Source organism: Flavobacterium luteolum (genome assembly GCF_027111275.1).
GTDB classification, from domain to species: Bacteria; Bacteroidota; Bacteroidia; order Flavobacteriales; family Flavobacteriaceae; genus Flavobacterium; species Flavobacterium luteolum.
Genome location: NZ_CP114286.1, coordinates 681,508 through 705,751, shown reverse-complemented (window position 1 = coordinate 705,751; position 24,244 = coordinate 681,508). Strand labels below are relative to the sequence as shown.

The 24,244-nt window shown below is 33.1% G+C and carries 21 protein-coding genes and 1 other RNA gene; 12 read left to right on the top strand and 10 right to left on the bottom strand.

Annotated elements, in window-relative coordinates; translation table 11 throughout:
* Positions 1–19: 19 nt before the first annotated feature.
* Positions 20–1,198 carry an MFS transporter gene (locus OZP10_RS02755; protein ID WP_281633408.1) on the top strand — a complete coding sequence of 393 codons (1,179 nt, stop codon included), beginning with the start codon at positions 20–22 and terminating at the stop codon, positions 1,196–1,198.
* A gap of 12 nt (positions 1,199–1,210) precedes the next feature.
* Here OZP10_RS02755 and OZP10_RS02750 read toward each other — a convergent pair whose 3' ends face one another.
* The 3 genes from OZP10_RS02750 to OZP10_RS02740 all read right to left on the bottom strand — a co-directional run bounded on the left by OZP10_RS02750 (position 1,211) and on the right by OZP10_RS02740 (position 2,749).
* Positions 1,211–1,675, bottom strand: coding sequence for a hypothetical protein (locus tag OZP10_RS02750; RefSeq protein WP_281633407.1), 465 nt, complete (start codon positions 1,673–1,675; stop codon positions 1,211–1,213).
* Between the two features lie 11 nt (positions 1,676–1,686).
* Entirely contained in the window at positions 1,687–1,974 is a 288-nt protein-coding gene (locus OZP10_RS02745; RefSeq protein WP_281633406.1) for a hypothetical protein, read from the bottom strand.
* Between the two features lie 208 nt (positions 1,975–2,182).
* Positions 2,183–2,749, bottom strand: coding sequence for a helix-turn-helix domain-containing protein (locus OZP10_RS02740; RefSeq protein ID WP_281633405.1), 567 nt, complete (start codon positions 2,747–2,749; stop codon positions 2,183–2,185).
* Positions 2,750–2,859: 110 nt separating this feature from the next.
* Here OZP10_RS02740 and OZP10_RS02735 point away from each other — a divergent pair, with 110 nt between their 5' ends.
* The 7 genes from OZP10_RS02735 to OZP10_RS02705 all read left to right on the top strand — a co-directional run bounded on the left by OZP10_RS02735 (position 2,860) and on the right by OZP10_RS02705 (position 11,364).
* Entirely contained in the window at positions 2,860–3,519 is a 660-nt protein-coding gene (locus tag OZP10_RS02735) for an HAD hydrolase-like protein (protein WP_281633404.1), read from the top strand.
* A gap of 14 nt (positions 3,520–3,533) precedes the next feature.
* Entirely contained in the window at positions 3,534–6,329 is a 2,796-nt protein-coding gene (locus OZP10_RS02730; protein WP_281633403.1) for a TonB-dependent receptor, read from the top strand.
* 56 nt (positions 6,330–6,385) lie between these two features.
* Complete coding sequence (locus tag OZP10_RS02725) at positions 6,386–7,900, top strand: alkaline phosphatase D family protein (protein ID WP_281633402.1); 1,515 nt, start codon at positions 6,386–6,388, stop codon at positions 7,898–7,900.
* Positions 7,893–8,978 carry a zinc-binding dehydrogenase gene (locus tag OZP10_RS02720; RefSeq protein ID WP_281633401.1) on the top strand — a complete coding sequence of 362 codons (1,086 nt, stop codon included), beginning with the start codon at positions 7,893–7,895 and terminating at the stop codon, positions 8,976–8,978. The genes OZP10_RS02725 and OZP10_RS02720 overlap by 8 nt, the downstream gene beginning before the upstream one ends.
* A gap of 2 nt (positions 8,979–8,980) precedes the next feature.
* A complete protein-coding gene (locus tag OZP10_RS02715) occupies positions 8,981–10,186 on the top strand; it encodes an MFS transporter (protein ID WP_349293752.1) in 1,206 nt (401 codons plus the stop codon).
* A 402-nt stretch (positions 10,187–10,588) separates the two neighbouring features.
* Entirely contained in the window at positions 10,589–10,951 is a 363-nt protein-coding gene (locus tag OZP10_RS02710) for a DUF3997 domain-containing protein (RefSeq protein ID WP_281633400.1), read from the top strand.
* A 179-nt stretch (positions 10,952–11,130) separates the two neighbouring features.
* On the top strand, positions 11,131–11,364 hold the full coding sequence (locus OZP10_RS02705; RefSeq protein WP_281633399.1) for a hypothetical protein: 234 nt from the start codon (positions 11,131–11,133) through the stop codon (positions 11,362–11,364).
* A 227-nt stretch (positions 11,365–11,591) separates the two neighbouring features.
* On the opposite strand, the gene OZP10_RS02700 is transcribed toward OZP10_RS02705, so the two are convergent.
* The 4 genes from OZP10_RS02700 to OZP10_RS02685 all read right to left on the bottom strand — a co-directional run bounded on the left by OZP10_RS02700 (position 11,592) and on the right by OZP10_RS02685 (position 15,211).
* Positions 11,592–11,801, bottom strand: coding sequence for a hypothetical protein (locus OZP10_RS02700; RefSeq protein ID WP_111366282.1), 210 nt, complete (start codon positions 11,799–11,801; stop codon positions 11,592–11,594).
* 5 nt (positions 11,802–11,806) lie between these two features.
* Positions 11,807–12,712, bottom strand: coding sequence for a hypothetical protein (locus OZP10_RS02695; RefSeq protein WP_281633398.1), 906 nt, complete (start codon positions 12,710–12,712; stop codon positions 11,807–11,809).
* Positions 12,713–13,455: 743 nt separating this feature from the next.
* Positions 13,456–13,853, bottom strand: a transfer-messenger RNA (tmRNA) gene (gene ssrA, locus OZP10_RS02690).
* Between the two features lie 155 nt (positions 13,854–14,008).
* Positions 14,009–15,211 (bottom strand): serine hydrolase domain-containing protein, encoded by a 1,203-nt coding sequence (locus tag OZP10_RS02685; RefSeq protein WP_281633397.1) that lies wholly within the window; start codon positions 15,209–15,211, stop codon positions 14,009–14,011.
* 240 nt (positions 15,212–15,451) lie between these two features.
* Here OZP10_RS02685 and OZP10_RS02680 point away from each other — a divergent pair, with 240 nt between their 5' ends.
* Positions 15,452–16,660: an NAD(P)-dependent oxidoreductase gene (locus OZP10_RS02680; protein WP_281633396.1), complete on the top strand. Its 1,209-nt coding sequence runs from the start codon at positions 15,452–15,454 to the stop codon at positions 16,658–16,660.
* A gap of 172 nt (positions 16,661–16,832) precedes the next feature.
* Here OZP10_RS02680 and fumC read toward each other — a convergent pair whose 3' ends face one another.
* On the bottom strand, positions 16,833–18,218 hold the full coding sequence (gene fumC / locus OZP10_RS02675; RefSeq protein ID WP_281633395.1) for a class II fumarate hydratase: 1,386 nt from the start codon (positions 18,216–18,218) through the stop codon (positions 16,833–16,835).
* 426 nt (positions 18,219–18,644) lie between these two features.
* Between fumC and OZP10_RS02670 the strand changes: the two genes are divergently transcribed.
* Complete coding sequence (locus OZP10_RS02670; RefSeq protein ID WP_111288649.1) at positions 18,645–18,818, top strand: hypothetical protein; 174 nt, start codon at positions 18,645–18,647, stop codon at positions 18,816–18,818.
* A 242-nt stretch (positions 18,819–19,060) separates the two neighbouring features.
* Here OZP10_RS02670 and OZP10_RS02665 read toward each other — a convergent pair whose 3' ends face one another.
* Positions 19,061–21,565: a TonB-dependent receptor gene (locus OZP10_RS02665; RefSeq protein ID WP_281633394.1), complete on the bottom strand. Its 2,505-nt coding sequence runs from the start codon at positions 21,563–21,565 to the stop codon at positions 19,061–19,063.
* Positions 21,566–21,656: 91 nt separating this feature from the next.
* Positions 21,657–22,001 carry an arsenate reductase (glutaredoxin) gene (gene arsC, locus OZP10_RS02660; RefSeq protein WP_281633393.1) on the bottom strand — a complete coding sequence of 115 codons (345 nt, stop codon included), beginning with the start codon at positions 21,999–22,001 and terminating at the stop codon, positions 21,657–21,659.
* Between the two features lie 117 nt (positions 22,002–22,118).
* Between arsC and OZP10_RS02655 the strand changes: the two genes are divergently transcribed.
* Both OZP10_RS02655 and OZP10_RS02650 read left to right on the top strand, forming a co-directional pair.
* On the top strand, positions 22,119–23,051 hold the full coding sequence (locus OZP10_RS02655) for a CPBP family intramembrane glutamic endopeptidase (RefSeq protein WP_281633392.1): 933 nt from the start codon (positions 22,119–22,121) through the stop codon (positions 23,049–23,051).
* A 4-nt stretch (positions 23,052–23,055) separates the two neighbouring features.
* Entirely contained in the window at positions 23,056–24,099 is a 1,044-nt protein-coding gene (locus OZP10_RS02650; protein ID WP_281633391.1) for an AMP-binding protein, read from the top strand.
* Positions 24,100–24,244: the final 145 nt, after the last annotated feature.

Genomic DNA, 24,244 nt, shown 5'->3' with positions numbered 1-24,244 from the left:
GTTATCTAAAAATATAATAATGCCACAAAACGAAAAATCAATCTATACTTTACAGTTCATTTTACTTTGCTTAAGTTCTTTACTGTTTTCATCAAGTTTTAATATGATGATACCTGAACTTCCAAATTATTTAAGCAGTCTTGGAGGAGCAGAATACAAAGGGCTTATTATCTCATTGTTTACATTAACAGCTGCAATTTCCCGTCCGTTTAGTGGTAAGCTTACCGATAAATGGGGACGTGTTCCTGTTATGGCAATAGGTTCTTCGGTATGTGTGGTATGCGGATTTTTGTATCCTATTTTAAGTTCTGTTTCAGGGTTCTTGCTTTTGCGTTTAGTTCATGGTTTTTCGACAGGATTTAAACCTACGTCAACATCAGCTTATGTGGCAGATATTATTCCGCAGCATAGATGGGGTGAAGCACTCGGAATGCACGGATTATGTTTTAGTATTGGCGGAGCAATGGGACCAGCATTAGGCAGTATGATTGTGAATGCTTATGGAATGAATGCAATGTTTTACAGTTCGTCATTTCTGGCTTTTTTATCGATTATTATTGTTTTTAATATGAAAGAAACGCTGGCGACAAAAGAGAAATTGAACAAATCTATGTTTTATATTGGACGAAATGATATTGTAGATAGAAATGTGTTCCCAGCAGGAATTATCACTTTTCTTTCGTACACCGCATTCGGACTCATTTTAACTTTAATTCCAGATTGGAGTGAACATTTAGGCGCAACGAATAAAGGATTGTTTTTTACAGCTTTTACAGTAGCGTCGGTTATGGTGCGTTTTGGTGCAGGAAAAGTTTCCGATAGACATGGACGTCCAAAAGTAATCATGGCTGGATTAATCATAACTTCAATCGCACTTTTTGTAATAAGTGCGGGAAGAGATATCAATATGTTATTAGTCGGAGCCGGAATTTACGGAGTTGGTACCGGTATTTTATCACCAGCGATTAGTGCATGGACTATTGATATGAGTAATCCTGAACATAGAGGAAAAGCGGTTGCGACAATGTATATCTCAATGGAACTCGGAATTGGTTCTGGTGCTCTTTTAGGAGGAACTTATTATAACGATCAAATCAACCGCATACCGCAAATCATCAGATTTGATATCTTAGTGCTAGTGCTTGGGATTGTATATCTGACTTATTGGGCGAGAAATAAAAGAAGAATTAAAGCCTAATTTTCTAGCGCCTTATTCTTTTTTAATGTCTAACTGTACTTTAAATTTACCGTAATATGGATTATCGGCCATTAAAGAATGTCCGATGATTAAAATGTGAGTTCCTTTTTGTTGAAGAGGTATTTTCAAGTCCATTCCAAAAGGACCATCTGAGGTTTTATCAGGAAAAAGAATTTGATTAAAACGAATGTTTCCTTTTCCCGTATCTGGAATTATTTGAGCGTTTAATTCGCCCAAATCTTCATTTTTAAATTGAATGTATACTTTTGAATTTAAAGAATCTATATGGCCTTCTGCCAAAAACACATTTTCTTCATTCTTAAAATTCATAGCAATAGTGTCGCCTATTTGTTTATTCTCCTGCTTTTTTTCTTTTTGAACAACAGGTATTGGTGATTTAGCAAAAGTTTCTTTGTTTTCCTTTTGCTGACATGAAAAAAAGAAAAAGGAAATTAGAAGTAGAAACAAATTTTTCATAACATTATCATTTAGCTTAACATTTCAAAACTTCCAGGCTTTTCTTCGTTCTTATCGTATTCTCCTGCAAGATTTTCATTTGAATCCTCTTCTTCCCAGTCATTTTCATCATACTCTGAATGAAAGTCATATTCAAGATTGTCTTCCAATTCTCCAAGCTCTAAGTTGTAATGATTAGAAGCGGTCAGCCTATTGGTATAATCGCCGTCTAGATAATCATCGTAATTTAATAGTAGCTGTTCCTCATAAGAATTCATTTCAAATCCAAATTCTTCTGACATGTAATTTTCTGATCTCATATAAATAACTTTTTAATGGATGAATAATCATATCTAATTCTTCAATTAGATTAATCTAAAATTACAGCTAAGACTGCTATTTGTTTTATATAATTTTCTTACAGTTTTGTCAAATTTTCATCTGACATGATATTAAGTTATAAAAAAAAAGACAGGAACTAAAATTTCCTGTCTTTTATAAAGTAATAATCGAATTCGTTTTCAAGGTTTAATTATCAAAAAAATAAACGATCAGCATTTTACATGGCTTAGAGCTTTTGTTTAAAGGCACGTGTTTTAATCTTCCATCAAAAAACAGAGAATCTCCTTCTTTTAAAGTATAGGTTTCGTTGGCTATAAGATAATCTACTTCTCCAGATAAAATATACTTGTATTCATAGGCATCTGTAGTAACTTGATCTCTGTAGCTGTTAGGTTCCAAAGTTAGAAATACAATATCGACTGTTGAATTTTTTATGGTGCGCGTTAAAAAACGTTCGTATAAAAATCCGCTTGAACCTTCTTTTTGAAACTGATCGTAAGCATCTTTTCTCTTTATAATAACCAATTCTTCTTCTTGACTAATATCTTTAAAGAATTCGCTGAGGTTAATCTGTAAAGCAGTTACTATACTTAAAAGAACGGTTAGCGACGGAATACTTCTTCCGTTCTCGATCTGCGAAATCATTCCTTTTGTGACCCCGCTTAAATCGGCAAGTTCCTGTAACGTAAAGCCTTTCTCGGTTCTATATTGTTTGATGCGTTTGCTAATCTCTAAAATTACAACTCCTTCCATGTTTAGTATAAGTATACAAAGTTTATTTTAATTAAACATTATTTCACCTTTTGTTTACATATAGTAAACAAAGGTATAGTAATATTGCACTGTAAAAATAAACAAAAAATATGGAATTAATTGTATTTGACATGGCTGGTACTACAGTCCAAGACGAAAATAAAGTTGGCTTAACATTACAGACTGCTTTAAAAGAATTTGGTTATGAATTTTCTATCGAAGAAATCAATGTTGTAATGGGATATGAAAAACCAGTTGCCATTTCGATTTTAATAAATGACGAAAATGTAGATGCATCTTTAATAAATAAAATTCACCAATCGTTTGTAGAGAAAATGATTGCGTACTACAAACAAAGCAACGAAGTTCAGGCTACACCAAATGCTTATGAAACCATTCAGTACTTAAGAAACAACGGAATCAAAGTAGCTTTTGATACTGGATTTTCAAGACCAATTGCCGATGCTATTTTCGAAAAACTAAACTGGAAACAAGGAATTGATTTTGATTTCAGCATTACTTCAGACGAAGTAGAACACGGACGCCCTTATCCAGATATGATTTTCAAAGCAATGGAACATTTTAATATTTCTGACGCTTCACAAGTCGGAAAAGTAGGCGATACCATGTCTGATCTTCAGCAGGGAGAAAATGCAAAATGCGGACTTGTGGTTGGAGTTACAACTGGAGCTTACAGCAGAGAAGAACTTCAAAACCACTATCACAATTATATTATTGATAACCTTTCAGAGTTAAAAAACAATCTTTAATTTTTTAATAAATCATGAAAACATTCCTGTATGTTGTTATTGCATTAATCTTTGGCTCTTCGTACGCGCAAGAAGTTAAAGGTAAAATTAGTACTGAATCTGGACCATTATATCCGGCTTCCATTTTGATTGTAGAAAAATCAAAAACAATAACCAATGACCGTAATGGTAATTTCTTTATAAAATTAGAACCTGGAGTGTACCATTTAGAAATTTCGAGCGAAAATTATGTTGCAAAACATATTTCGGTAACGGTTTCTAATAAAAATGTTGATTTAGGAAATGTAATAATAGGACAGGAAGAAAAGTTAGATGAGGTAGTTTTAGAATATTACACCAGCGGCGAGAAAAAAGCAATAGAAATGCGCCAAAAATCTAATGCGATTATGGATGTCGTAAGTGCAGATGCGATGGGCAAGATGCCCGATATAAGTGCTGCAGAAGCAGTTCAGCGAATTCCTGGTGTGAGTATAGATCGAGATCAGGGAGAAGGAAGATATGTTACCGTAAGAGGTACGCCGTCTCAATGGAGTTCGGCAACCATTAATGGTGATCGTATGCCAGCAGCAAAAACTTCGGGGGATTTATTAGGAAATCGTACTGTTCCGATGGATTTATTGCCGACAGAATTTCTGGAATATATTCAGGTAATTAAGGCGATTACTCCAGAATATGAAGGCGATGCAATTGGAGGAACAATCAATTATATTCCGAAATTTTCTCCTAAAAAAGAAACACTTCGTATTACGGGAAGTATTCCAGTTAATCTTCGCGCTGATGATAAAGTAGGTTTCAACAGTACGGTTTTGTACGGTAAACGATTGTTTAATAAAAAGTTTGGCTTTTTAGTAATGTCCAATTACAATCGCCGTACTTATTCTACAGATGATTACGAAGTGGTTTATGGAAATGAATTGCATAACGTAAACACGCTTGACGTGAGAAATTATCAAGGTGTGAGAACTAATACGGGATTCAATGCTGCGACAGATTTTCGTTTCAATAAAAGAAATAAAATCTATGCAAGAGGCTATTATAGTCAGTTTTTGGACGAAGAAGACAACAGAAAAACGATGCATTATTTTAATAAAACAACGAGCAATGCAGTTTTAAGATGGAGTACAGTAGATTATTTATTTAAAAATTACGGAGGTGAATTTGGATACGAAAGTAAATTGACCGACAAATTGAAAATGAATGCAAAAGTAGCAGCATATACCTCATGGGCTGGCTACAACGGACCTTCGTCTGCAACTAAAAATGATCGTGGTTATTATTACGGAAACTGGATTCAGACCGTTAAGTATAACAATCTGGTTAAAGTGGATGGCAAAGATTATAAATTTCTTCAAGGCGACGGACCAGCAGGTTATGTTGGTGATCCAGCAAACAACATTCAGCCGCATTTTGCTACGGCCTATGATCCAGAAAAATACTATTTGGATAGATATGTGACTTCGATTCGTAATGTGGAAGAAAAAGATAAAGTTGCCGCTTTAGATTTTGATTATGATGCCAATGAAGATTTAAAAATCAAATTTGGTGGAAAATTTAGAGATAAAAGAAGCACTTACGACTATCGTTACATTACTTGGATTTACGATACAAAAGCACCAAAAGCGTATTTAAATCAATGGGAAAGAGAAGAATTCCCGACCAATAATTGGTTTCCTGAATTGAATAATACGTATGATAATCTGAAATTCAATTATCCGACAGAACGTTCTTTTATTGATCCAATGGGAAATCCTGCGATTGCAAAAAACTTAAAATATAATTATCAGGATGCCACAAACTCAAGCTATGCCACAGGTAATTATGATGCAACTGAAAAAGTTTGGGCAGGTTATGCGTCTGGCGAATGGGATATAAACGAAGATTTCCGTTTGGTTGGAGGTATTCGTTACGAAAATACAGCGGTTGATGCCAAAAGTTATGAATTTAATGATATTACAAAAGTCGTTACGCCAGTTTACGGAACTAAAAATTATGGAGCCTTTTTGCCAATGGCACATTTAATTTATAAACCGTCTAAAAAACTGGATTTAAGAGCAGCTGTAACCAGAACATTTGCACGTCCGGCTTTTAACGAATTAAGTCCGAGCACAAGAGTTAATCCAGATAATCATACTGTGGTAGAAGGAAATGTGGATTTAAAACCTACTTTTTCTTGGAACTACGATGTAATAGGAAGTTATTATTTAAACAAAAGCGATTATATAACAGGAAGCGCATTTTATAAAGATTTATCAGATCTGATTTATACTGAATCGCATGATGAAATTAGAACTGTTGGCGGTGAAACGTTCTTATACAAAGTCTCAAAACCGTTAAATTCTGATAATGCCTTTTTGTACGGTTTTGAAGTTGGTTTTAATAAAAAGTTTTCTGAATTGCCTGGATTTTTGAGCAATTTTAGTTTAAAAGGAAATTATACTTTTACCAAATCTGAAACCACATTGGAAGGAAGAGGAAATGAAAAAATCGGATTAATGAATCAGTCGCCAAATATTTTCAACGCATCACTTATATACGAATACAAAGGATTTGCGGCGAGATTAGCAGCCAATTATCGTGAAGCATTTTTAGTAGAGATTCGCGATAATCCAGGAGCCGACAGATATCAGGATAAAGATTTTCATTTGGATATGAACCTTTCCTACACAACGCCAAAGAATATTACTTTTTTCATTGACTTGAATAACCTTAACAATCAAGAATTACGATACTATCACGGTGTGGTTTCAAGACCAGAACAAGTAGAGTATTACGGGTTAAGAGGCCGCGTAGGAGCAAGTTATAGATTTTAATATTCAGTAACATACAAGTAACATTCAAGCAGTAATATTGCCTATTTTATATTAAGATGAACAGAAGACGTTTTGTAAAACAATCAATGCTGGGGATGATGCCGCTGCTGTTCCCTTCGCCATTTTTATCGTTGCTAAATTCAGGTGAAAAAAAATATTTTATTCACGGAATTGCGTCAGGAGATCCCACAGAAAATGCCGTAATAATCTGGACGCATATCAATGCCAATCCTATTGGAGATTGTACCGTAGAATGGCAAATTTCGACCGATAAAAATTTTAGTAAAGACATTAAAAAAGGTTTTGTTACTACTTCTCAAGAGAAAGATTATACGGTAAAAGTTGATGTTTCAGGCCTTAAAAAAAATCAGATTTACTATTACAGGTTTATTTATGAAAATGTTATTTCTGATGTGGGAGTTTGTAAAACGCTTCCAGATTCAGCTGTAAAACCTTTGCAGATTGCGGTAATAAGCTGTAATAATTATGAGGATGGTTATTTTACTTCTTTCCGTCATATTGCCGATAATCCAGATATCGATTACGTTTTTCATTTAGGTGATTACATCTACGAATACGGAACAGGAGAATATTGCAACAAAGTTTTCTTAGAACAAAGCAACAGAAAAAATGATCCGCTTCATGAACTCGTTACATTGGCAGATTACAGAAAAAGATATGCTCTTTATCGTAAAGATAAAGAGCTTCAAAGAGCGCATCAGCATAAACCTTTCATCTGTATTTGGGACGATCACGAATTGGCGAACAATGCTTATAAAGACGGTGCCAAAAATCATCAGAGCGATGAAGGAAAATGGACAGACAGAAGTGCGGCAGCGATGCAAGCTTATTTTGAGTGGATGCCCGTAAGAGCAAAATCGGCTGAAGAAATGATCCGTTCCATAAAAATCGGAAACGACGCTAATTTCATTTTTCTGGAAGAAAGATTAGACGGAAGAGACAAACAGCTTTTGAGCAATGATCTTGGCAAACAAAGTCCAGACCGTAAAATGATTTCGTACAAACAGTTTAAATATTTATCTGACGAATTAAAAAATAGTAATGCCCGTTGGAATTTTCTGGTCAATCAGGTTATGTTTACGGGCTACAAAAGCAAAAAGGAAGAATCGGTTAAAGAAGAAGATTGGTGGACAGGTTATCCGTATCAGCGAAATAGATTGATTGAAGTTTTTCAGGGATTAAAAAATCCGCCCATTATTTTAACTGGAGATCATCATCAAAGTCATGTTTTAGAATTGTATGCCTCAGATAAGATTTCAAAAGAAAATTTTGCAGGATGGGAGTTTTTAACGCCTTCGATAACTTCAAAAAATGATGATCGCCTTTCGGAAGAAAAGATAATCAAGAAAAGCGAAATGCTTTATAAATTAAATCCGCATATGGTGTACAATAACATCGCAGCTCACGGCTATTTTATTTTGAATGTGGCTCAGAAAGAAATAAAAATAGACTACAAATTCAACAAAGATATTCTGCTACCTAATAGTGGAGAAAGAAACGGACCTCAATTTAAAATTGATAATTTAAACAACTTAACAAAAAATGTGTAATTCATGCGTAATGCTGTTTGATGACAGAGAAAGAAGTATTCTTCCTGAATTTACAGCACTTCCTGAACTTAAAAGGGGAGAAATTTTAGTAAAAAACAAATACGCAACCTTATGCGGAAGTGATTTGCACACTTTTACAGGAAGACGAAAAGAACCATCGCCAATAGTTTTAGGTCATGAAATTGTGGGCGAGATTATAGAAATGGATTCCAATGAACCTTTTTATGATTTGAATGGAAATGTCTTAAAATTAGGAGACATTATTACTTGGACAATTTTTGCAGCGCCAAATGAAGATGAATTTGTAAAAGATAAAATGCCACAAAAATCAGCTAGTTTATTTAAATACGGTCATGTGAAATTTACCGAAGAGGAAAAATTCAACGGCGGATTAGGAACGCATTGTGTGCTTAAAAAAGGCACAGGAATTTTGAAACTGCCTTCATCTATAAACCAAAAATTTGCTCCAATAATCAATTGTGCTGGAGCAACTGCAATGGCTGCTTTTCGATTAATCGAGACAATTGAAAATAAAAACATACTGATTCTTGGTGCTGGAGTTTTAGGTCTAATTGCAGCCTCAATCGCAGATCAGAAAAAAGTAGCTTCGGTTACGGTTTTGGATATTGATGATGAAAGACTCACAAAAAGTAAAGATTTTGGTGCAAAATATATTTATAATGCACAATCTCCAATTGCTGAACTAGAAGATATTGCTTCTCAATTTTATAAACAAGGTTTTGATGTTATAATCGATATGAGCGGTTCTGTTGAAGCTATAAAAACGGGATTGCAATATAGTGCAATAGGGGCACAGCACATTTGGATTGGAGCTGTAACGCCAACAGAAGATATTGCAATAAATCCTGAAACGATGATCAGAAAATTATTGAGCATAAAAGGAATGCACAATTACAATTTTGAAGATTTTGTAAATGCCGTTTCTTTTTTTGAAGATTATTTTGAAGATTATCCTTTTCAAACTTTCATCGAAAAAGAATTTGAACTTAAAGAAACCAAAGAAGCATTCGAATATGCTATAAAATATAAGCCTTTCAGGGTTTTAATCAATATTTAAAAATGAGAACAATCTCAAAAAAATACCAAATGCTTTTTTTAACCATGTTTTGCTACCTGTTTTTTTATACAGGCAGACACAACTTTGGGTGGGCAACAAAAGCAATGAGAGAAGATCTCGGAATCTCGTATACTTTTATCGGCTGGATTAGTTTTGCTATGCTGATTGGTTATTCAATTGGACAGTTTATCAACGGAAATTTGGCCGATCGTTTCAGTCCAAAATATTTAGTGCCTCTTGGAGCTTATCTTTCAATTGCCTGTAATTTAGGTATAAGCTTTACGCATTCACCATACATGATTTTGATTTTATGGTTTTTAAACGGCTATTTTCAATCGATGGCATGGGCGCCAGGCGGCAGAATTATTGCCAATTGGTTTTCTAGCGAAGAAAGAAACAAAGCATTCGGAATGTACACCATGGCGGCAGGATTTTCGTCTGCTGTAACTTTTGCGATTTCCATTTACATTACTTCGCTACATTTAGAATGGCGAATGCTTTTTAGAATTCCCGTTTTATTGCTTTTAGTTTCAGCTACTGTTTTCCTGATATTCATAAAACCTTCGCCAGTTGCAATAGAGAAAAAGTCTGGAGGATTTAATTTCTCTGAAATCAAGAAAAGCTACAGCGATGTTTTAGGAAATAAAAAGTTTAGAATTGTCTGTCTTGCATTCGGTTTAGAAAGCATGGCGCGGTACGGACTAATATTTTGGATTCCCGTACACTTTTTAGGAAACGATTGGCAGAAAAATCCGTCCTTAATTTGGGTAACATTCTTGTTGCCACTTGGCATGGCATTAGGTGCCTTTTCTTTTGGACAGCTTTCGACGTATTACTTTAAAAGTAATTATCGCTCCATTTTTTTCGGAATGCTCATTTGTTCGTGTCTTTCATTTTTGTTGTTTTTTACGCACAATGCAAATTTACTTGTAGTAAGTCTGTTGCTTATAACCTGTGGATTTTTTGTATATGGCCCTCAGGCAAACTTTTGGGCGCTATGTCCAGAAATTATGGGAACCGAAAGAACTGGAACTTCTATCGGAATAATGAATATGTGTGGTTATTTATTTGCCGCTTTGGGCGAACCGCTCCTCGGATTTATAATTGAAAAAACGGGAGAAACTAAATTTCTGTTTGCAATAATTGCCTTAATCTGTTTGCTTTCTTCTTTGATTATCTATACGATACAGGGAAAAAAGAAACTCTAAAATATTGTGTTTATGTTTTGATAATTTTTGTCAGGTGAATTTTTTGCTTGGCAGAAATTATCTTTTTTATTTAAAAGCTAAATCAAATACATTTTGCAGATTATGAAATTTAGTTTTAATCTGATATATTTATATTTAAATCTGGAATTGAATTTTTAATTATATATATGGAAAACTCAAAAAATAACATGGTAACTAACCTTGCATCTATTACAGCAATTAGTGGAATTGTTCTTTATCAATTTGGATGGTTGTATTGGAGATTCTTCTTTAAGCGATTTAATATTGATTCTTCAATGATATAAATGTCTGTTACAAAAATTATTGCAACAACAAAGGCAGATATTATTAATTCTATTTTTTGCTAATTTAAAAATATTGTAAAAATTACAATAAAATAAAATGAGAAAATTTTTGTGCTTACTAGTAATGTTTATTACAGCTGGATGTACAGATCAAGCAGATCTTGGCAATGGCTATTATTACCTATCAGAAGATGATGCTTTAGACATTGGTTTACCTGATGGTGCAATCATTTATAAAAGTCGTGCTAAAAACGAATTTGATGAAATTATCATAAAGGCAACTGTCAAAAAGGCGTATTCAGATGATAATTATATCATTGCTTTACAGTTGCCTAAAAATGAGAAAGTGTCAAGATATTTTATAATTGATAAATTTAGCGGAAGAATTTTTGGGCCATTGGATAAGAAATCTTTTAATGAATTGAAAATCAAATTAGGCATTGAAATCAATTTTGATTAGAGCTTTGTCTGGTAATTTGCTAAGTATCATTTAATTATATATAATACAGATAATTGTCAAACAAAAAAACAAAAAGCCTGTAAACAAAGAGTTTACAGGCTTTTTTGTGGAGTCGCCGGCTATTACACTTTTTATAACCTATTTTGCTGTTTATAAGTAAATAGATACGAAATTTTATATTGGAAAATTCTTCATTTACTGAAAGCGGATTCAGTACCAATCTGGTTAACGAAAGTTTTGCAAATTCTGAATTACAAGAAATTGTTAATCTATTAATGAGTGAGAAATATATAATGGCTGATTTAAAAAATGATACTGAACTAGGTAAACTTGATATCAAAAATGGAGATTTTATAGCTCATGAAGAAATGCTGCTTAAGTTTAAAGGGAAAGGGATTATTTATTTTTTTTAATGCTTAAAATTTAAAGTATTCTAGATCATTATAATAAAAATTTAAAACAATCAGAGGCTTATTTCCGAATGAAGATTGAGAAAGGTACTGAAAAGTAAATTTAGTTTAAAGAGGAACTATTACTTAGGTATTCGTGCTGTTGTTTTTTCTAACTGAAGTCTATAAATGTATAAGTGCGTAAACTGTAAGATATTTACGCACTTATTAATTTCTAATGTAATTCTAAATTAATTTTTGAAGTTTTCTACTTTTTTAGAATATATATTATTTCCAAAAATTATTGCTCCCATAACAAACGGGACAAAATGAGAAATTTGCCAAAATAGCTCCATTCCTTCTTTTAATCCTTCATCAAAAGTTTGGAAAATTCCTAGACCGATGAAAAAAAGACAAATAGCGAATAAGCAAAACTGAATTTTATAGTTTATTTTAATCATAATTTTTATGGTTCAAAAGGAATATAAGGTTTTGGTTGATAGTAAACTAAAATAGGAGATTCTACCAAATCTCCATTTTCATCTAAAGTAATAAAAATATCTGAAGAATGACGAAAAGTTGCTTTATTGACATCTGCAGGATATATTCTTTTATTTCCGCCTACATCTTTACAAGCAGCACCCCATTCTGCACTTGCCCATATAAAGCCCGCAACAGTAACTCCAGTTGACACTCCAAAAGAACCAACTTGTATCGTTGCAAGTCCCACAAATGCTGCCCCTAATCCGATTGATGCCGATAAGCAGCTTCCAAAAAAACCTGTACTTTTAGATGTATAGCTATCCTTAGTAAAAAATTCTGGATCATACGCGTTGATAACTTTTAAACCATCAATTAAGTTATAAAAACGCTGTAATTTTTTTTGAGTCATTGGAAGTAATAAAATTGCGTTTTCAAAATGAAATATTGATGTTTTGAAGTTTTTTGTATTTATTAACTCATCTTTAAATGCAGTTATAGCTGCAAGCTCATTTTCACTATATAAATTCAATTGTTTTAGATATTCAATATTTTCCTCATATGTTTTATCTAAAATATGTTCAGTTCTATAATCAATTTCAACTTGTAAATCTTGATCGGCTATTAAAGCCATATATTGTAAATATGGCTGTTCAGGAGCTTCTTGTTCATCAAAATTGGCTTTACTAGTTTTGCCATATTTTTTAGCTTGAATATTGTCATCTTTCAATTTTATAAGATTGCTAGCATCAATAATATCCTGATCAGTTAATCTATAGATGCTTTCAGGTTTATTTGTTAATATTTCTTCACTTTTTTCACATGAAGAAGAGGAGAAAAATAAAGCCACAGTTATGACTATGAGAAAAGATTTAAATAAATTTTTTTTCATTATAATTTGATTGTATTAATAATTTTCGAGTGTTTTTTACGGTTTTTAATCCGAGCAATTACAGTTACTCGGATAAAATTCTCGAAGAGCGTTGGCGGTTTTTTAAGATTGATCTTCATTAGGATTACGTTATAATATAGTATTTGTAAAATAAAACTTTCAAATATATATAATAATTGCCACTTAGTTAAATTTATAAAATATTTTTTGTACGCTTATTTTACCTATATTTTCAAAAGTTAATATGGAATCTTGCTTCTTAATTGTAGGATTCGAATAAATATCATGAAAAAGAAAAACTAAAAAAACTAGAAAACGAAAGCAAATTATTAATTATAAAAAACGAATAAACTACGAAACAGATAAAGTAATAAAATTTAAAACAATATATAAATTCAAAACAAATAGAGTATTATGTCAACAATAATTAACGACCAAATAGATGTTCGTATTAGCAAAAATCAAAAGGAGTTAATTAAGTATGCATCAGCATTACGAGGATTTAAATAGTCAAGCGAATTTATAGTATGGTGCATAAATTTGGAGGCCAACAAAATTATTCAGGAGAATGAAATGTAGTGAAAACTTACGAGGACAAGAAAATATTTGTGAATGCAATTTTAAATCCACCAAAGGTTAATGAAAAACTTAAAAGAAATCAAAAGAGACATGCTAAATTTATCGACAACGAAATTGTCAACTGAAAAACAAAAAGCCTGTAAACAAAGAGTTTACAGGCTTTTTTGTGGAGTCGCCGGGAATCGAACCCGGGTCCAAACAAGCAACTAAAGAGCTTTCTACACGTTTATTTCCTGATTGAATTTTCGATGTTGAGCTAGGCCAGAAACAACCACCCAACACTTATCTTCTTAATTTTCGAAATCCACCCGAAGCTCATGGATATCTAGGTTTATTTTTACGGTTCCCCTGAACGGAACGCCACAAACCAAGGCTTTCCAGGAGAATCCAGCTTCTCTACCTTGTAGAGACGTGGCGCAATCGTACTATGATTCGGATTATGCAGCTAAAGCGTAATTATTTTCGCCGTGTAAAAGTTCGAGATCTTATATTTACGAGCAAGGTCTCAATGCTCGACGTGCTTACTGTTCAATTCGACTTGCTGTCAAAACCAGTCGACCCCAAAAAATAAGTCTGCAAATTTAGAGTATTTGAAATTACTTTCTACTAAAAATTTAAAAAAAAGTCATAAAGTCCAAAGTCAAAGTCCAAAGTCAGCATTGGCAAATGTTTTTTAAGACTTTACGACTTTTGACTTTCGGCTTTAAGACTATAATTTTACTCTTCGTCTTTAAAATTAAAAGGATAATCTCCGAAGACTGGAGCTAGTTTACGAACCGCATAAGTATTTCTGGTCATCTTATTAGATAACGCAATAATAGTTACACCTTCGTTCATCAAAGTAATATAAGATGAGGTATTTCCGTGCCACCAGCCGTTATGGAAATAAAAATTCTGTCCGGTTTCCCAATTAATCATTCTAATTCCAAGACCATAATTTTTAGTTCCTTTGCGTTCGTTGCTGTAACCCGTATAAACTTGTTTTAATAATTCAGGTTTTAAGAAATCTGGCGATTGTCTCGCACGATCAAATTTTAAAAGATCTCTTGCTGTAGAAAAAACATTTTTATCGCCGTAAACATTGTCTAGATAATCAAAACCAATTTCTACACCATTTCCTTTATAAGAAGGAACGATTTTCTTTCTGTCTTTATCATCATCAAAAACATACGTATTGGTCATTCCAAGTGGTTTGAAAATCATTTGAGACATTGCCTCTTTATAAGTCAAACCTGTAATTTTTTCAATAATAAGTGCAAGCATTGCATAATTGGTGTTACAATAGCTAAAACGTGTTCCAGTTCTTGATTCTAATCCAATATCTTTTGTAGCCAGAATATTTAAGATATCCTTGTTTGTTAATTGATTGTGTCTATCCCAGATTGATTTGTCACGATCTGTGAAATAAGCGTAATTGCGCATTCCTGTACGATGATCTAATAACATTCTAATAGTACATTCTTCGTATGGGAAAGTTTTTAGAATCGTATTTACTTTTTGGTCTAAGTCAATTTTACCTGCATTGACCAATTTTAAAACCGCCGTAGCAGTTAGTACTTTACTTACTGAAGCAATTTGTACAGCTGTTTCAGGAGTTATTTTAGTCCCTTCATTTTTATTGGCAAAACCATTATATCTTTCAAATAAAATTTGTCCATTTTTGGCAACCAAGAAGCTTCCGTTCATGGTATTATTAGGCCAGTTTTTATTGTAAAAGTGATTTATTCTGCCGACAACCGAGTTTTTATAGGCCTGTGAAACTTTCGGTTCTGCACCTAACGGTTTCATTTTAGGTAAAGTATCTTCGACTGTCTGAGTAGTATCTGTTGCTGTTGTTTTGTTTTGACCACATGAACTTAAAACAAGCATTGAAAAAAGTAATTGTGGTATCTTTGTCTTTTTAAGGAAAATCATTTGCATCGTTCTTTAAAACAAATATATCGAATTCAATTTTGTTGTATTCTTGGTTCTGGGGCTTTAATTTGTGTTTTTTAACTTTTTTTTAAGAAAAGTAAATTTTAGTCGGTTGTTTTTCAGCTTTTAACGGTTTTAAAACATTCTAAATAGAATTTTTGAAACAAAATTTTAACTAAATTTGTTATATTTGAAACAAATACATTGTAAAAAGTTATATTATAAAATACTAAAAAACCACATTAAATGAAATTTGGAATCATAAAAGAGAGAAAAAACCCTCCAGATAGAAGAGTTGTTTTTTCTCCAAATGAATTGACAAGACTAAAGCAGCTTTATCATGATGCTTCTGTAAAAGTTGAAAGTTCAGATATCAGAATATTTTCTGATGACGATTATAAAAATATGGGAATTACCGTTGCTGATGATGTATCTGACTGCGATGTTTTGTTTGGTGTAAAAGAAGTTCCTGTAGACGATTTGATTCCAAATAAATCTTATTTCTTTTTTTCTCATACTATTAAAAAACAGCCTCATAATAGAAAACTGCTTCAGGCGATTTTAGAAAAAAATATCGATTTATACGATCATGAAACGATTGTAAATGAGCATGATCATCGTTTAATTGGTTTCGGAAAGTATGCTGGAATGGTTGGTGTTTATAACGGAATTCGTGCGTTCGGAATTAAATTTGAATTGTTTAAACTTCCAAAAGCAGAATCTCTTTCAGGAAAAGAGGATTTGATAAAGCATTTAAAACGCATTACAATGCCGGCTTTAAAATTTGTGGTTACTGGAACTGGAAAGGTCGGGAGCGGAGCAAAAGAAATTTTGGATGCAATAAAAGTAAAAGAAATTACAATTGATAATTATCTGACAAAGAAATACGCTCAAGCTGTTTATGTACAGTTAGATGTTTTAGAATATAACAAAAGAAAAGACGGTCAGGTTTTGGATTTTACAGATTTTGTGAATCATCCTGAAGAGTATGAATCTGATTTTGAAAGATTCACTAAAGTTTCTGATATCTATTTTGCTGGACATTTTTATGCGAGCAATGCGCCAATGATTTTAACCAAAGAAATGCTCAATGCAAGTGATTGCAAATTGAAAGTTGTAGCCGATATTTCTTGCGATGTAAATGGACCAATTGCTTGTACGGTTCGTTCGTCAACAATTGAAGAACCGTTATATGGATATTTTCCTTTAGAAGATCGTGAAGTTGATTTCTTTCATCCCGCAGCAGTTGCGGTCATGGCAGTAGATAATCTTCCTTGCGAAATTCCAAAAGATGCCAGCGAAGGTTTTGGTGAACAGTTTATGGAGCACGTAATTCCTGCTTTCTTCAACGGAGATAAAGACGGAATCTTAAAACGAGCCAAAATCACAGAAAATGGAAAACTGACAGAAAGATTTAGCTATTTGCAAGACTATGTTGATAATGGTGAGTTGTAAATTTTGAATTATAAATTAAAAAGCCTGAAATATCAATTTCAGGCTTTTGTTTTATTTGTCACCCTGAGCGAAGTCGAAGGGCTTCAGATCTAATAAGACTTCGACTCCGCTCAGTTTGACAGTACGTCATTTTTGATAATTAACAATTCACAATTAATAATTCACAATTAAGTCAAACCATATCCTCAGGTTTTACCCAAGCATCAAAATCTTCTGATGTTACATAACCTAGGCGAACGGCTTCTTCTTTTAAAGTTGTTCCGTTTTTGTGGGCGGTTTGAGCGATTTCCGCAGCTTTATAATATCCAATTTTAGTGTTTAATGCGGTAACTAACATCAACGAATTATCTACTAATTCTTTAATTCGTTTATGGTTTGGCTCGATTCCTTGAGCGCAATGTTCGTCAAATGAAACACAAGCATCGCCCAGTAATTGTGCCGATTGTAAAAAGTTAGCTGCCATTACAGGTTTGAAAACATTTAGTTCATAATGTCCTTGCATACCTCCAACGGCAATGGCCATATCGTTTCCGATAACTTGAGCACAAACCATGGTTAAAGCTTCACATTGTGTCGGATTTACTTTTCCGGGCATAATAGAAGATCCTGGTTCATTTTCAGGGATATGGATTTCGCCAATTCCAGATCTCGGACCCGAAGCCAACATTCTTACATCATTAGCGATTTTGTTTAAAGAAACTGCTAATTGTTTTAAAGCTCCGTGTGTTTCTACAATGGCATCGTGTGCTGCGAGTGCTTCAAACTTGTTTTCTGCTGTTACAAAAGGATGTTTGGTGAATTTTGCAATATACTCAGCAACTTTTACATCGTATCCTTTTGGGGTGTTTAATCCAGTTCCGACAGCGGTTCCTCCAAGGGCGATTTCAGATAAATGGGCTAAAGTATTTTTCAAAGCTTTTAATCCGAAGGCTAATTGAGCGGCGTAACCAGAAATTTCTTGTCCAAGTGTTAATGGTGTAGCGTCCATTAAATGTGTTCGCCCGATTTTGACAACGTCTTTAAATTCGACTGCTTTTTTTGCTAATGTCGCGTGAAGTTTTTCTACACCTGGAATAGTGGTTTCAACTACCATTTTATAAGCTGCAATATGCATTCCGGTTGGGAAAGTATCGTTTGATGATTGTGATTTGTTCACATCGTCATTGGCTTTTATGAACTGTTCACCTTCGCCGATTTCAAAACCTTTAAGAACTTGAGCTCGGTTGGCAATTACTTCATTTACATTCATATTGCTTTGTGTTCCAGAGCCCGTTTGCCAGATTACAAGTGGAAACTGATCGTCTAGTTTGCCTTCGAGGATTTCGTCGCAAACTGTTGCAATTGCATCTCTTTTTTCGATTGGTAAAACTCCTAAATCATAATTGGCATAAGCGGCAGCTTTTTTCAGATAAGCAAAACCTTCTATGATTTCTTTTGGCATAGATGCCACTGGTCCGATTTTGAAATTATTTCTCGAACGTTCTGTTTGTGCACCCCAATATTTATCGGCTGGGACTTGAACTTCGCCCATGGTGTCTTTTTCTATTCTGTATTTCATTATGTTGCTTGTAAAATGTTATCTGTAAAATGTGAGTTGTTGGATTTAGCTTGCAATCTTTGAGATTAAAAGGAACACGGATAATGCTGATTTACTTCGTAAAAACGCGGATTAAAACGGATTTTTTATATTGGGGTTTTTTCAAATTTCTTTTGAATATGAATTCTAGCCCCGATAGGAGTGGAAATCCTTTTATGTTTTTTCTTTAAAAACATAAAAGATTGTAGCGGATAGCGGGAAATAGCTCCTTAAAATACTCATATTCTTCTAATTTAGACAGTTGAATAATATTCGGAAAAAAGTCCTTATTTAAAATGAGTATAAATATACGGATAAATGTTATTTAACGAAAATTGATTTAGATTTTATTGCTGAGAAAAAATATATACCCTACATTTGTCGTAACATTCAAAAATTCCGGAAAACATGTTTGAATTTTCACAGTACTTAGGCTTTTTACTTTTCTTAACCATACTAACTATAGGGTTTTGGTTAATGTTTTTCTTAGTTGGTTTCGTATCTTACTGGGTTACGGGTGCTAGCTGGGAAATGATCAAAGAAAAAAGAGCCAGAAAAAGACAAGAAGAACAATCTATTTAATTTTAGATTGATGTCATAAGAAAAGAACCCATTAGGGTTCTTTTTTTTTGGTACAAATAAAAAAGAAATTCCAAATTCCAAATTGAATCGTATTTAAACCCGACAGGTTTTAAAACCTATCGGGTTTCGTTATAAATAAAGAAATCCAAATTCCAACTTTAAAATTGGAATTTGGATTTTAAATTTTAGAAGTTATCCAATTGGATTGAAATTTAGAATTTCAGTATTGGAATTTAAAAAAATTATCCTGGAAAATCTCCGCCGCCTTCTCCGCCGCCATCATTTCTAGGCTGTGCGTTTTTATCTCTTTCGCTCTTTGGTTTGTTGAAACGGTAAGTGAATGATAAATTGAATTGACGTTTACGGAATTGGAATTCGCTATACGAAGTCACTCCATCTAAATAAGTGTATGATCTCATTTTTCTTGAATTGAAAACGTCGCTAATGTTGAAAGCAATTGTCGCTTTATCTTTCATAACATCTTTACTTAAAGCAGTATTCATTCCGAATTGCCCTAAGTTTTTACCTTGAGCTGTTTTTTGCTCTCCGTTGTACATTGCTGTCAATTGCCAGTCAATTTTATATGGTAAAGTAACTTTAGAGTTTACTCTTGCAAACCAAGATGTAGCCTGATTGTCTAAATTTTGAACTATAGTATTTCCTTGCGTATCTACGTAACTGTGTTCTCCTGTAGTTTTTACATTAAAGAAATTGAAGTTACTGTTTAATTTCCACCATTTGTAAGGAGTGTAATTAAATGTGAATTCGAAACCAAATTTTTGTTCTTTTCCTAAGTTAATAGGCTGACTTTTGATTACTGGAGTACCGTGAACTACTTCACCTGGTGCAGGAGTTACCACTTCACCATCAGCAGTTACATAATCACCAGTAGGAGATCTTACAAAGCTGAAAACGTCTTTTGTATCTTCAAAATAGGCAGATGTATTGAAGGTTACTTTATCCCATTTTTTAATATAACCAATATCATATTTATCTGTTAAAGATGGGTCTAAGTCTGGATTTCCTTGAAAGATATTAATGTTGCTCGCATAATTTACAGCAGGGTTCATGAAACGACCTCTTGGTCTAGATAAACGTTTGCTATAACTTGCAGAAAAGTTGCTTTGATCTGAGATTTCATAACTAATAAAAGCACTTGGAAACAAGTTGTTGTATTTTTTAGTATTGAAATTGCTGTTGTCTAATAAGTTAACATGAATATCTGTGTCTTCCCATCTTAGGCCAAATAAATAAGAGAATTTATTTACTTTAAAGCCATATTGAGTGTAAAGTGCATTGATGTTTTCTTTGTATTCTAATGTGTTTGATAAATTAGGATCCTTTACTGGAACATTATTTTCGATGGTAGTTACATAATATTCATTATTCAAGTCTCCAAAACTTCCTTTGTAGCCTGCTTCAAATTGCCCTCCTTTACCCAATGGAAGAACATAATCGGCTTGAAATAATACTTGTTTTTGTATTTGATCGTTTAGTGTATTATTGAAATTTGGTGAAGCTGTTATGGTGCTATAACTGTCATCTGTATTTCTCGAAATCGAAAGATCTGCAGTAAGTTTATGTCCTTTATCATTGAAATTTTTAATAAAGTTCGAAGTATACTCAAAGTTTTCACTTCCAGTATCTGCGTCATTTAAACGATACGATGTTCCTGTATAATTATGTGCAGCATCGTAGTTGTAATAATTGATCAAATCTCTATCGTCACCAGTGTTTTTTTGGTAATTGATTGCATTTGTCCAAAATGTAGAAGGAGTCAGTGTCCATTCAACACCAGCTCTTCCATTAAATCCGTTTCTGACACGTTTTGTATCACGGTCTTCGTCTAAATAACTTTTTGTTACTTTGTTTTGATCAAAATATTCTGAATTTGTTTTACCAGCTCCTTCTGTAGTTCTATAGTTGTAACCAGCAGTGGTGAAATAGTTTAACTTTTCAGTTTTATAGTTTAAGTTGGCACTTGCGCCATACGTTTCTGGTAAACCAGTTGAGGCAATAAAAGTTCCATTAAAACCTTGGTTTTTACCTTTTTTAAGAATGATATTGATAATTCCAGATCCACCTTCTGCATCATAACGTGCCGATGGATTTGTAATTACTTCTACTTTATCAATAGCATCTGCGGGAAGCTGTCTTAAAGCTTCTGCTATATTTATAGCTTGCGATGGTCTTCCGTCAATTAAAATACGAATATTGTCGCTTCCTCTTAAACTTACATTTCCTTCTGTGTCAACCGAAACAGATGGAACATTGTCTAAAACGTCACTAACGCTTCCGCCTTTTACAATCATATCTTGACCAACGTTGTATACTTTTTTGTCCAGTTTGATCTCGACAGTCGATTTTTCGGCACGAACTACAACTTCGTTCAATTGTGCAGCATCTTCAGATAGGTTTACGACACCTAAATTGGTGTCATCTTGAATGCTTTTTTGCTTAATTTCAGTCGATTTGAATGAAATAAATTCCACTTTTATATCGTAAGTTCCCGGCGCGACTGCAACTTCAAATTCTCCTTTCGGGTTTGTAATACCACCAGCAACAACTTTTGTGTCATTTGGTTTGGTAAGCGAAATTGTAGCGTATTCTAATGGTTGTTTGCTTACTTTCTCGAAAACTTTTCCAGTGACTTTTACTTTGGGTCTGCCGCCCGGACCTTGTTGAGAGTAATTGTAAAAACTTGTAAACAAGAATACAAGTAATACAGCAAATTTGATTTTTTTCATTTTCTGGTTTTTCTTTTCTCTTTAGACGGCAAATGTAGTTTTTGGTTTAAAGAGAGAAATCACAAAAAAATGTTAAGAGGGTATTTTAGAATCAATCTAAAAAAGAAGCAACAAGTTCAGGATCTCTTCCAATTATTGCTTTTCCGTCTTTTACAACAATAGGGCGCTCAATTAAAATAGGATTTTCTACCATTGCATTGATAATCTCATCATTACTTAAGGTCTTGCCTTTGAAATTTTCGATCCAGATTTTTTCTTTGGTTCTGATTAATTGAATTGGTTCAAGATTTAATTGTCCTAATAATGTTTTTAGCTGTTCAAAAGTTGGAGTTTCGGTTAAGTAAGGTATAATTTCAAAATCTTGCTTTGATTGTTCGATAAAAGCAAGGCAGTTTCTCGATTTTCCGCATCTCGGATTATGGTAAATTTGTATCATTTTGTTATATTTAATCGTTTCAAATATTCTTACAATAAAAAAGGGGTATTTTAGCAATACCAAAAGTAAGATTAACTTATCGAATTTGAATTCTCATTTTTTTAAAATTTTAACTTTATGTTTTTAGAACAAGGGATTAAACCCGAAAATAAATTTTGGAAATATCTTTTAGGATCTGTCTTTATTATTTCAGCGTCTTTTATAGGTCAAATTCCATTAATAGCTGCCATAGAATTTAGAGCAAATCTAGGAGGTAAAATTATTTCGACTTCTAATGGAAATTACATGAAAATATTTGAACCCAATATTACGCTTTTCTTAGCAATGATTTCTTTTGTTTTTGCTATTGCTGCAATTTATTTTGTGGTAAAATATAAGCATAATCAAACTTTTTTATCAGTCACAACTTCAAGGCCAAAAGTAGATTGGAATCGAATTCTTTTTTCTTTCTTTTTATGGAGTTCGATTTCTGTTTTAAGTTTTTTTATTGTTTATTTTATTTCTCCAGAGAATTTTGTTTTAAATTTTAAATTAAAACCTTTTCTTATTTTGGTCGTTATAGGAATTATTTTAATTCCAATACAAACCAGTACAGAAGAATATGTTTTTAGAGGTTATTTAATGCAGGGATTTGCCAATTTAGCACGCAATAGATGGTTTCCGCTTGTTATGACTTCCGTTATTTTTGGGTCTTTGCATTGGGGTAATCCTGAGGTAACTAAAATGGGTAATATAGTGATGGTTTATTATATGGGTACAGGTCTATTTTTGGGAATAATTACTTTAATGGATGAAGGAATGGAATTGGCGCTTGGTTTTCACGCTGCGAATAATCTTGTAGGAGCATTATTGGTAACCTCTGAGTGGTCTGCATTTCAAACTCATGCAATATTTAAAGATCTTTCAGAACCTTCGGCGGGAATAGACGTCCTTTTGCCAGTCGTAGTTATTTATCCAATTCTGCTTTTTATTTTCAGTAAAAAATATGGCTGGACCAATTGGAAAGAAAGATTAACAGGAAAAATTAGTAATGTCGAAATAAATGCTTAAGAATATGCAAAACTTAACTCATAATAACGTTCACAATTATTTTAAATTAAATGGATATCATTTAAATGCAAAAGATTTGTGCCGTGTAGCTTATAGTTTTATCAAAGAAGGAGATAGCTATGAACAATCTATTGGAGAGTTTTTTTTAGATTGGTTTGATAAAAAGGATTATATCGAAATGACAACTTCTGGAACAACAGGTCTTCCAAAGTTGGTTAGATTACAAAAACAAGCCATGATTCAGTCAGCGTTGGCTACGGGTGATTTTTTTGATTTAAAACCAGGAGACAAGGCTTTATTGTGTCTTCCAACCCAATTTATCGCTGGAAAAATGATGCTGGTTCGCAGTTTGATTTTAGGATTAGAATTAGATGTGGTTTCGCCAAGTTTGCATCCGTTGGCTTTAAATAGTACTACTTACGATTTTGTTGCGATGGTGCCACTTCAAGTTCAGAATTCTATCGAAGGACTTTCTAAAGTGCGAAAACTTATTATCGGAGGAGCAAAATTAGATTCGGCTCTCGAAGAAAAATTATTGCCACTTAAAACAGAAATCTACGAAACGTATGGAATGACCGAAACGATCACACATATCGCTGCAAAACGTTTAGGTGATTCTGTTTTTTCGATTCTTCCAAATGTAAGAATATCTCAAGACGATCGTCAGTGTTTGGTGACTAATGTTGCCTCTATTTCTGATGAGCCAATTGTAACCAATGATTTGGTTGAATTATTAAATGAACAACAGTTTAAATTTTTAGGCAGAATTGACAACGTAATCAATAGTGGAGGAGTGAAGCTGATTCCAGAACAGATTGAAGCGAAATTGATCGGAAAAATAAACAACAGGTTTTTTGTAACAGGACTTCCTGATACTACTTTAGGGGAAAAATTAGTTTTGGTTGTAGAAGGAGAAAAACAAGAATTTGCTCCTGATTTCTTTGACGTTTTAGGGAAATATGAAAAACCCAAAGAAATAGTTTTTGTTTCAAAATTCAAAGAAAACGAAAACGGAAAGTTGTTGCGAAAACCTACTTTACAAGATTAAATCCTAATAATTAAATTCCAAAATTGGAGTTTGGAACTTTGTCAAAGTTTTGAACTTTGACAAAGTTGACTAAGTAGAGAGACATAGAAAATAAAAAATCCCAAATTTCAATAACTAAGATTGAAATTTGGGATTTTTAATATAT

Coding starts and splice junctions, on each gene's coding strand:
- OZP10_RS02755 (WP_281633408.1), top strand. CDS start 20: ATGCCACAAAACGAAAAATCAATCTATACTTTACAGTTCATTTTACTT.
- OZP10_RS02750 (WP_281633407.1), bottom strand. CDS start 1,675: ATGAAAAATTTGTTTCTACTTCTAATTTCCTTTTTCTTTTTTTCATGT.
- OZP10_RS02745 (WP_281633406.1), bottom strand. CDS start 1,974: ATGAGATCAGAAAATTACATGTCAGAAGAATTTGGATTTGAAATGAAT.
- OZP10_RS02740 (WP_281633405.1), bottom strand. CDS start 2,749: ATGGAAGGAGTTGTAATTTTAGAGATTAGCAAACGCATCAAACAATAT.
- OZP10_RS02735 (WP_281633404.1), top strand. CDS start 2,860: ATGGAATTAATTGTATTTGACATGGCTGGTACTACAGTCCAAGACGAA.
- OZP10_RS02730 (WP_281633403.1), top strand. CDS start 3,534: ATGAAAACATTCCTGTATGTTGTTATTGCATTAATCTTTGGCTCTTCG.
- OZP10_RS02725 (WP_281633402.1), top strand. CDS start 6,386: ATGAACAGAAGACGTTTTGTAAAACAATCAATGCTGGGGATGATGCCG.
- OZP10_RS02720 (WP_281633401.1), top strand. CDS start 7,893: ATGTGTAATTCATGCGTAATGCTGTTTGATGACAGAGAAAGAAGTATT.
- OZP10_RS02715 (WP_349293752.1), top strand. CDS start 8,981: ATGAGAACAATCTCAAAAAAATACCAAATGCTTTTTTTAACCATGTTT.
- OZP10_RS02710 (WP_281633400.1), top strand. CDS start 10,589: ATGAGAAAATTTTTGTGCTTACTAGTAATGTTTATTACAGCTGGATGT.
- OZP10_RS02700 (WP_111366282.1), bottom strand. CDS start 11,801: ATGATTAAAATAAACTATAAAATTCAGTTTTGCTTATTCGCTATTTGT.
- OZP10_RS02695 (WP_281633398.1), bottom strand. CDS start 12,712: ATGAAAAAAAATTTATTTAAATCTTTTCTCATAGTCATAACTGTGGCT.
- OZP10_RS02685 (WP_281633397.1), bottom strand. CDS start 15,211: ATGCAAATGATTTTCCTTAAAAAGACAAAGATACCACAATTACTTTTT.
- OZP10_RS02680 (WP_281633396.1), top strand. CDS start 15,452: ATGAAATTTGGAATCATAAAAGAGAGAAAAAACCCTCCAGATAGAAGA.
- fumC (WP_281633395.1), bottom strand. CDS start 18,218: ATGAAATACAGAATAGAAAAAGACACCATGGGCGAAGTTCAAGTCCCA.
- OZP10_RS02670 (WP_111288649.1), top strand. CDS start 18,645: ATGTTTGAATTTTCACAGTACTTAGGCTTTTTACTTTTCTTAACCATA.
- OZP10_RS02665 (WP_281633394.1), bottom strand. CDS start 21,565: ATGAAAAAAATCAAATTTGCTGTATTACTTGTATTCTTGTTTACAAGT.
- arsC (WP_281633393.1), bottom strand. CDS start 22,001: ATGATACAAATTTACCATAATCCGAGATGCGGAAAATCGAGAAACTGC.
- OZP10_RS02655 (WP_281633392.1), top strand. CDS start 22,119: ATGTTTTTAGAACAAGGGATTAAACCCGAAAATAAATTTTGGAAATAT.
- OZP10_RS02650 (WP_281633391.1), top strand. CDS start 23,056: ATGCAAAACTTAACTCATAATAACGTTCACAATTATTTTAAATTAAAT.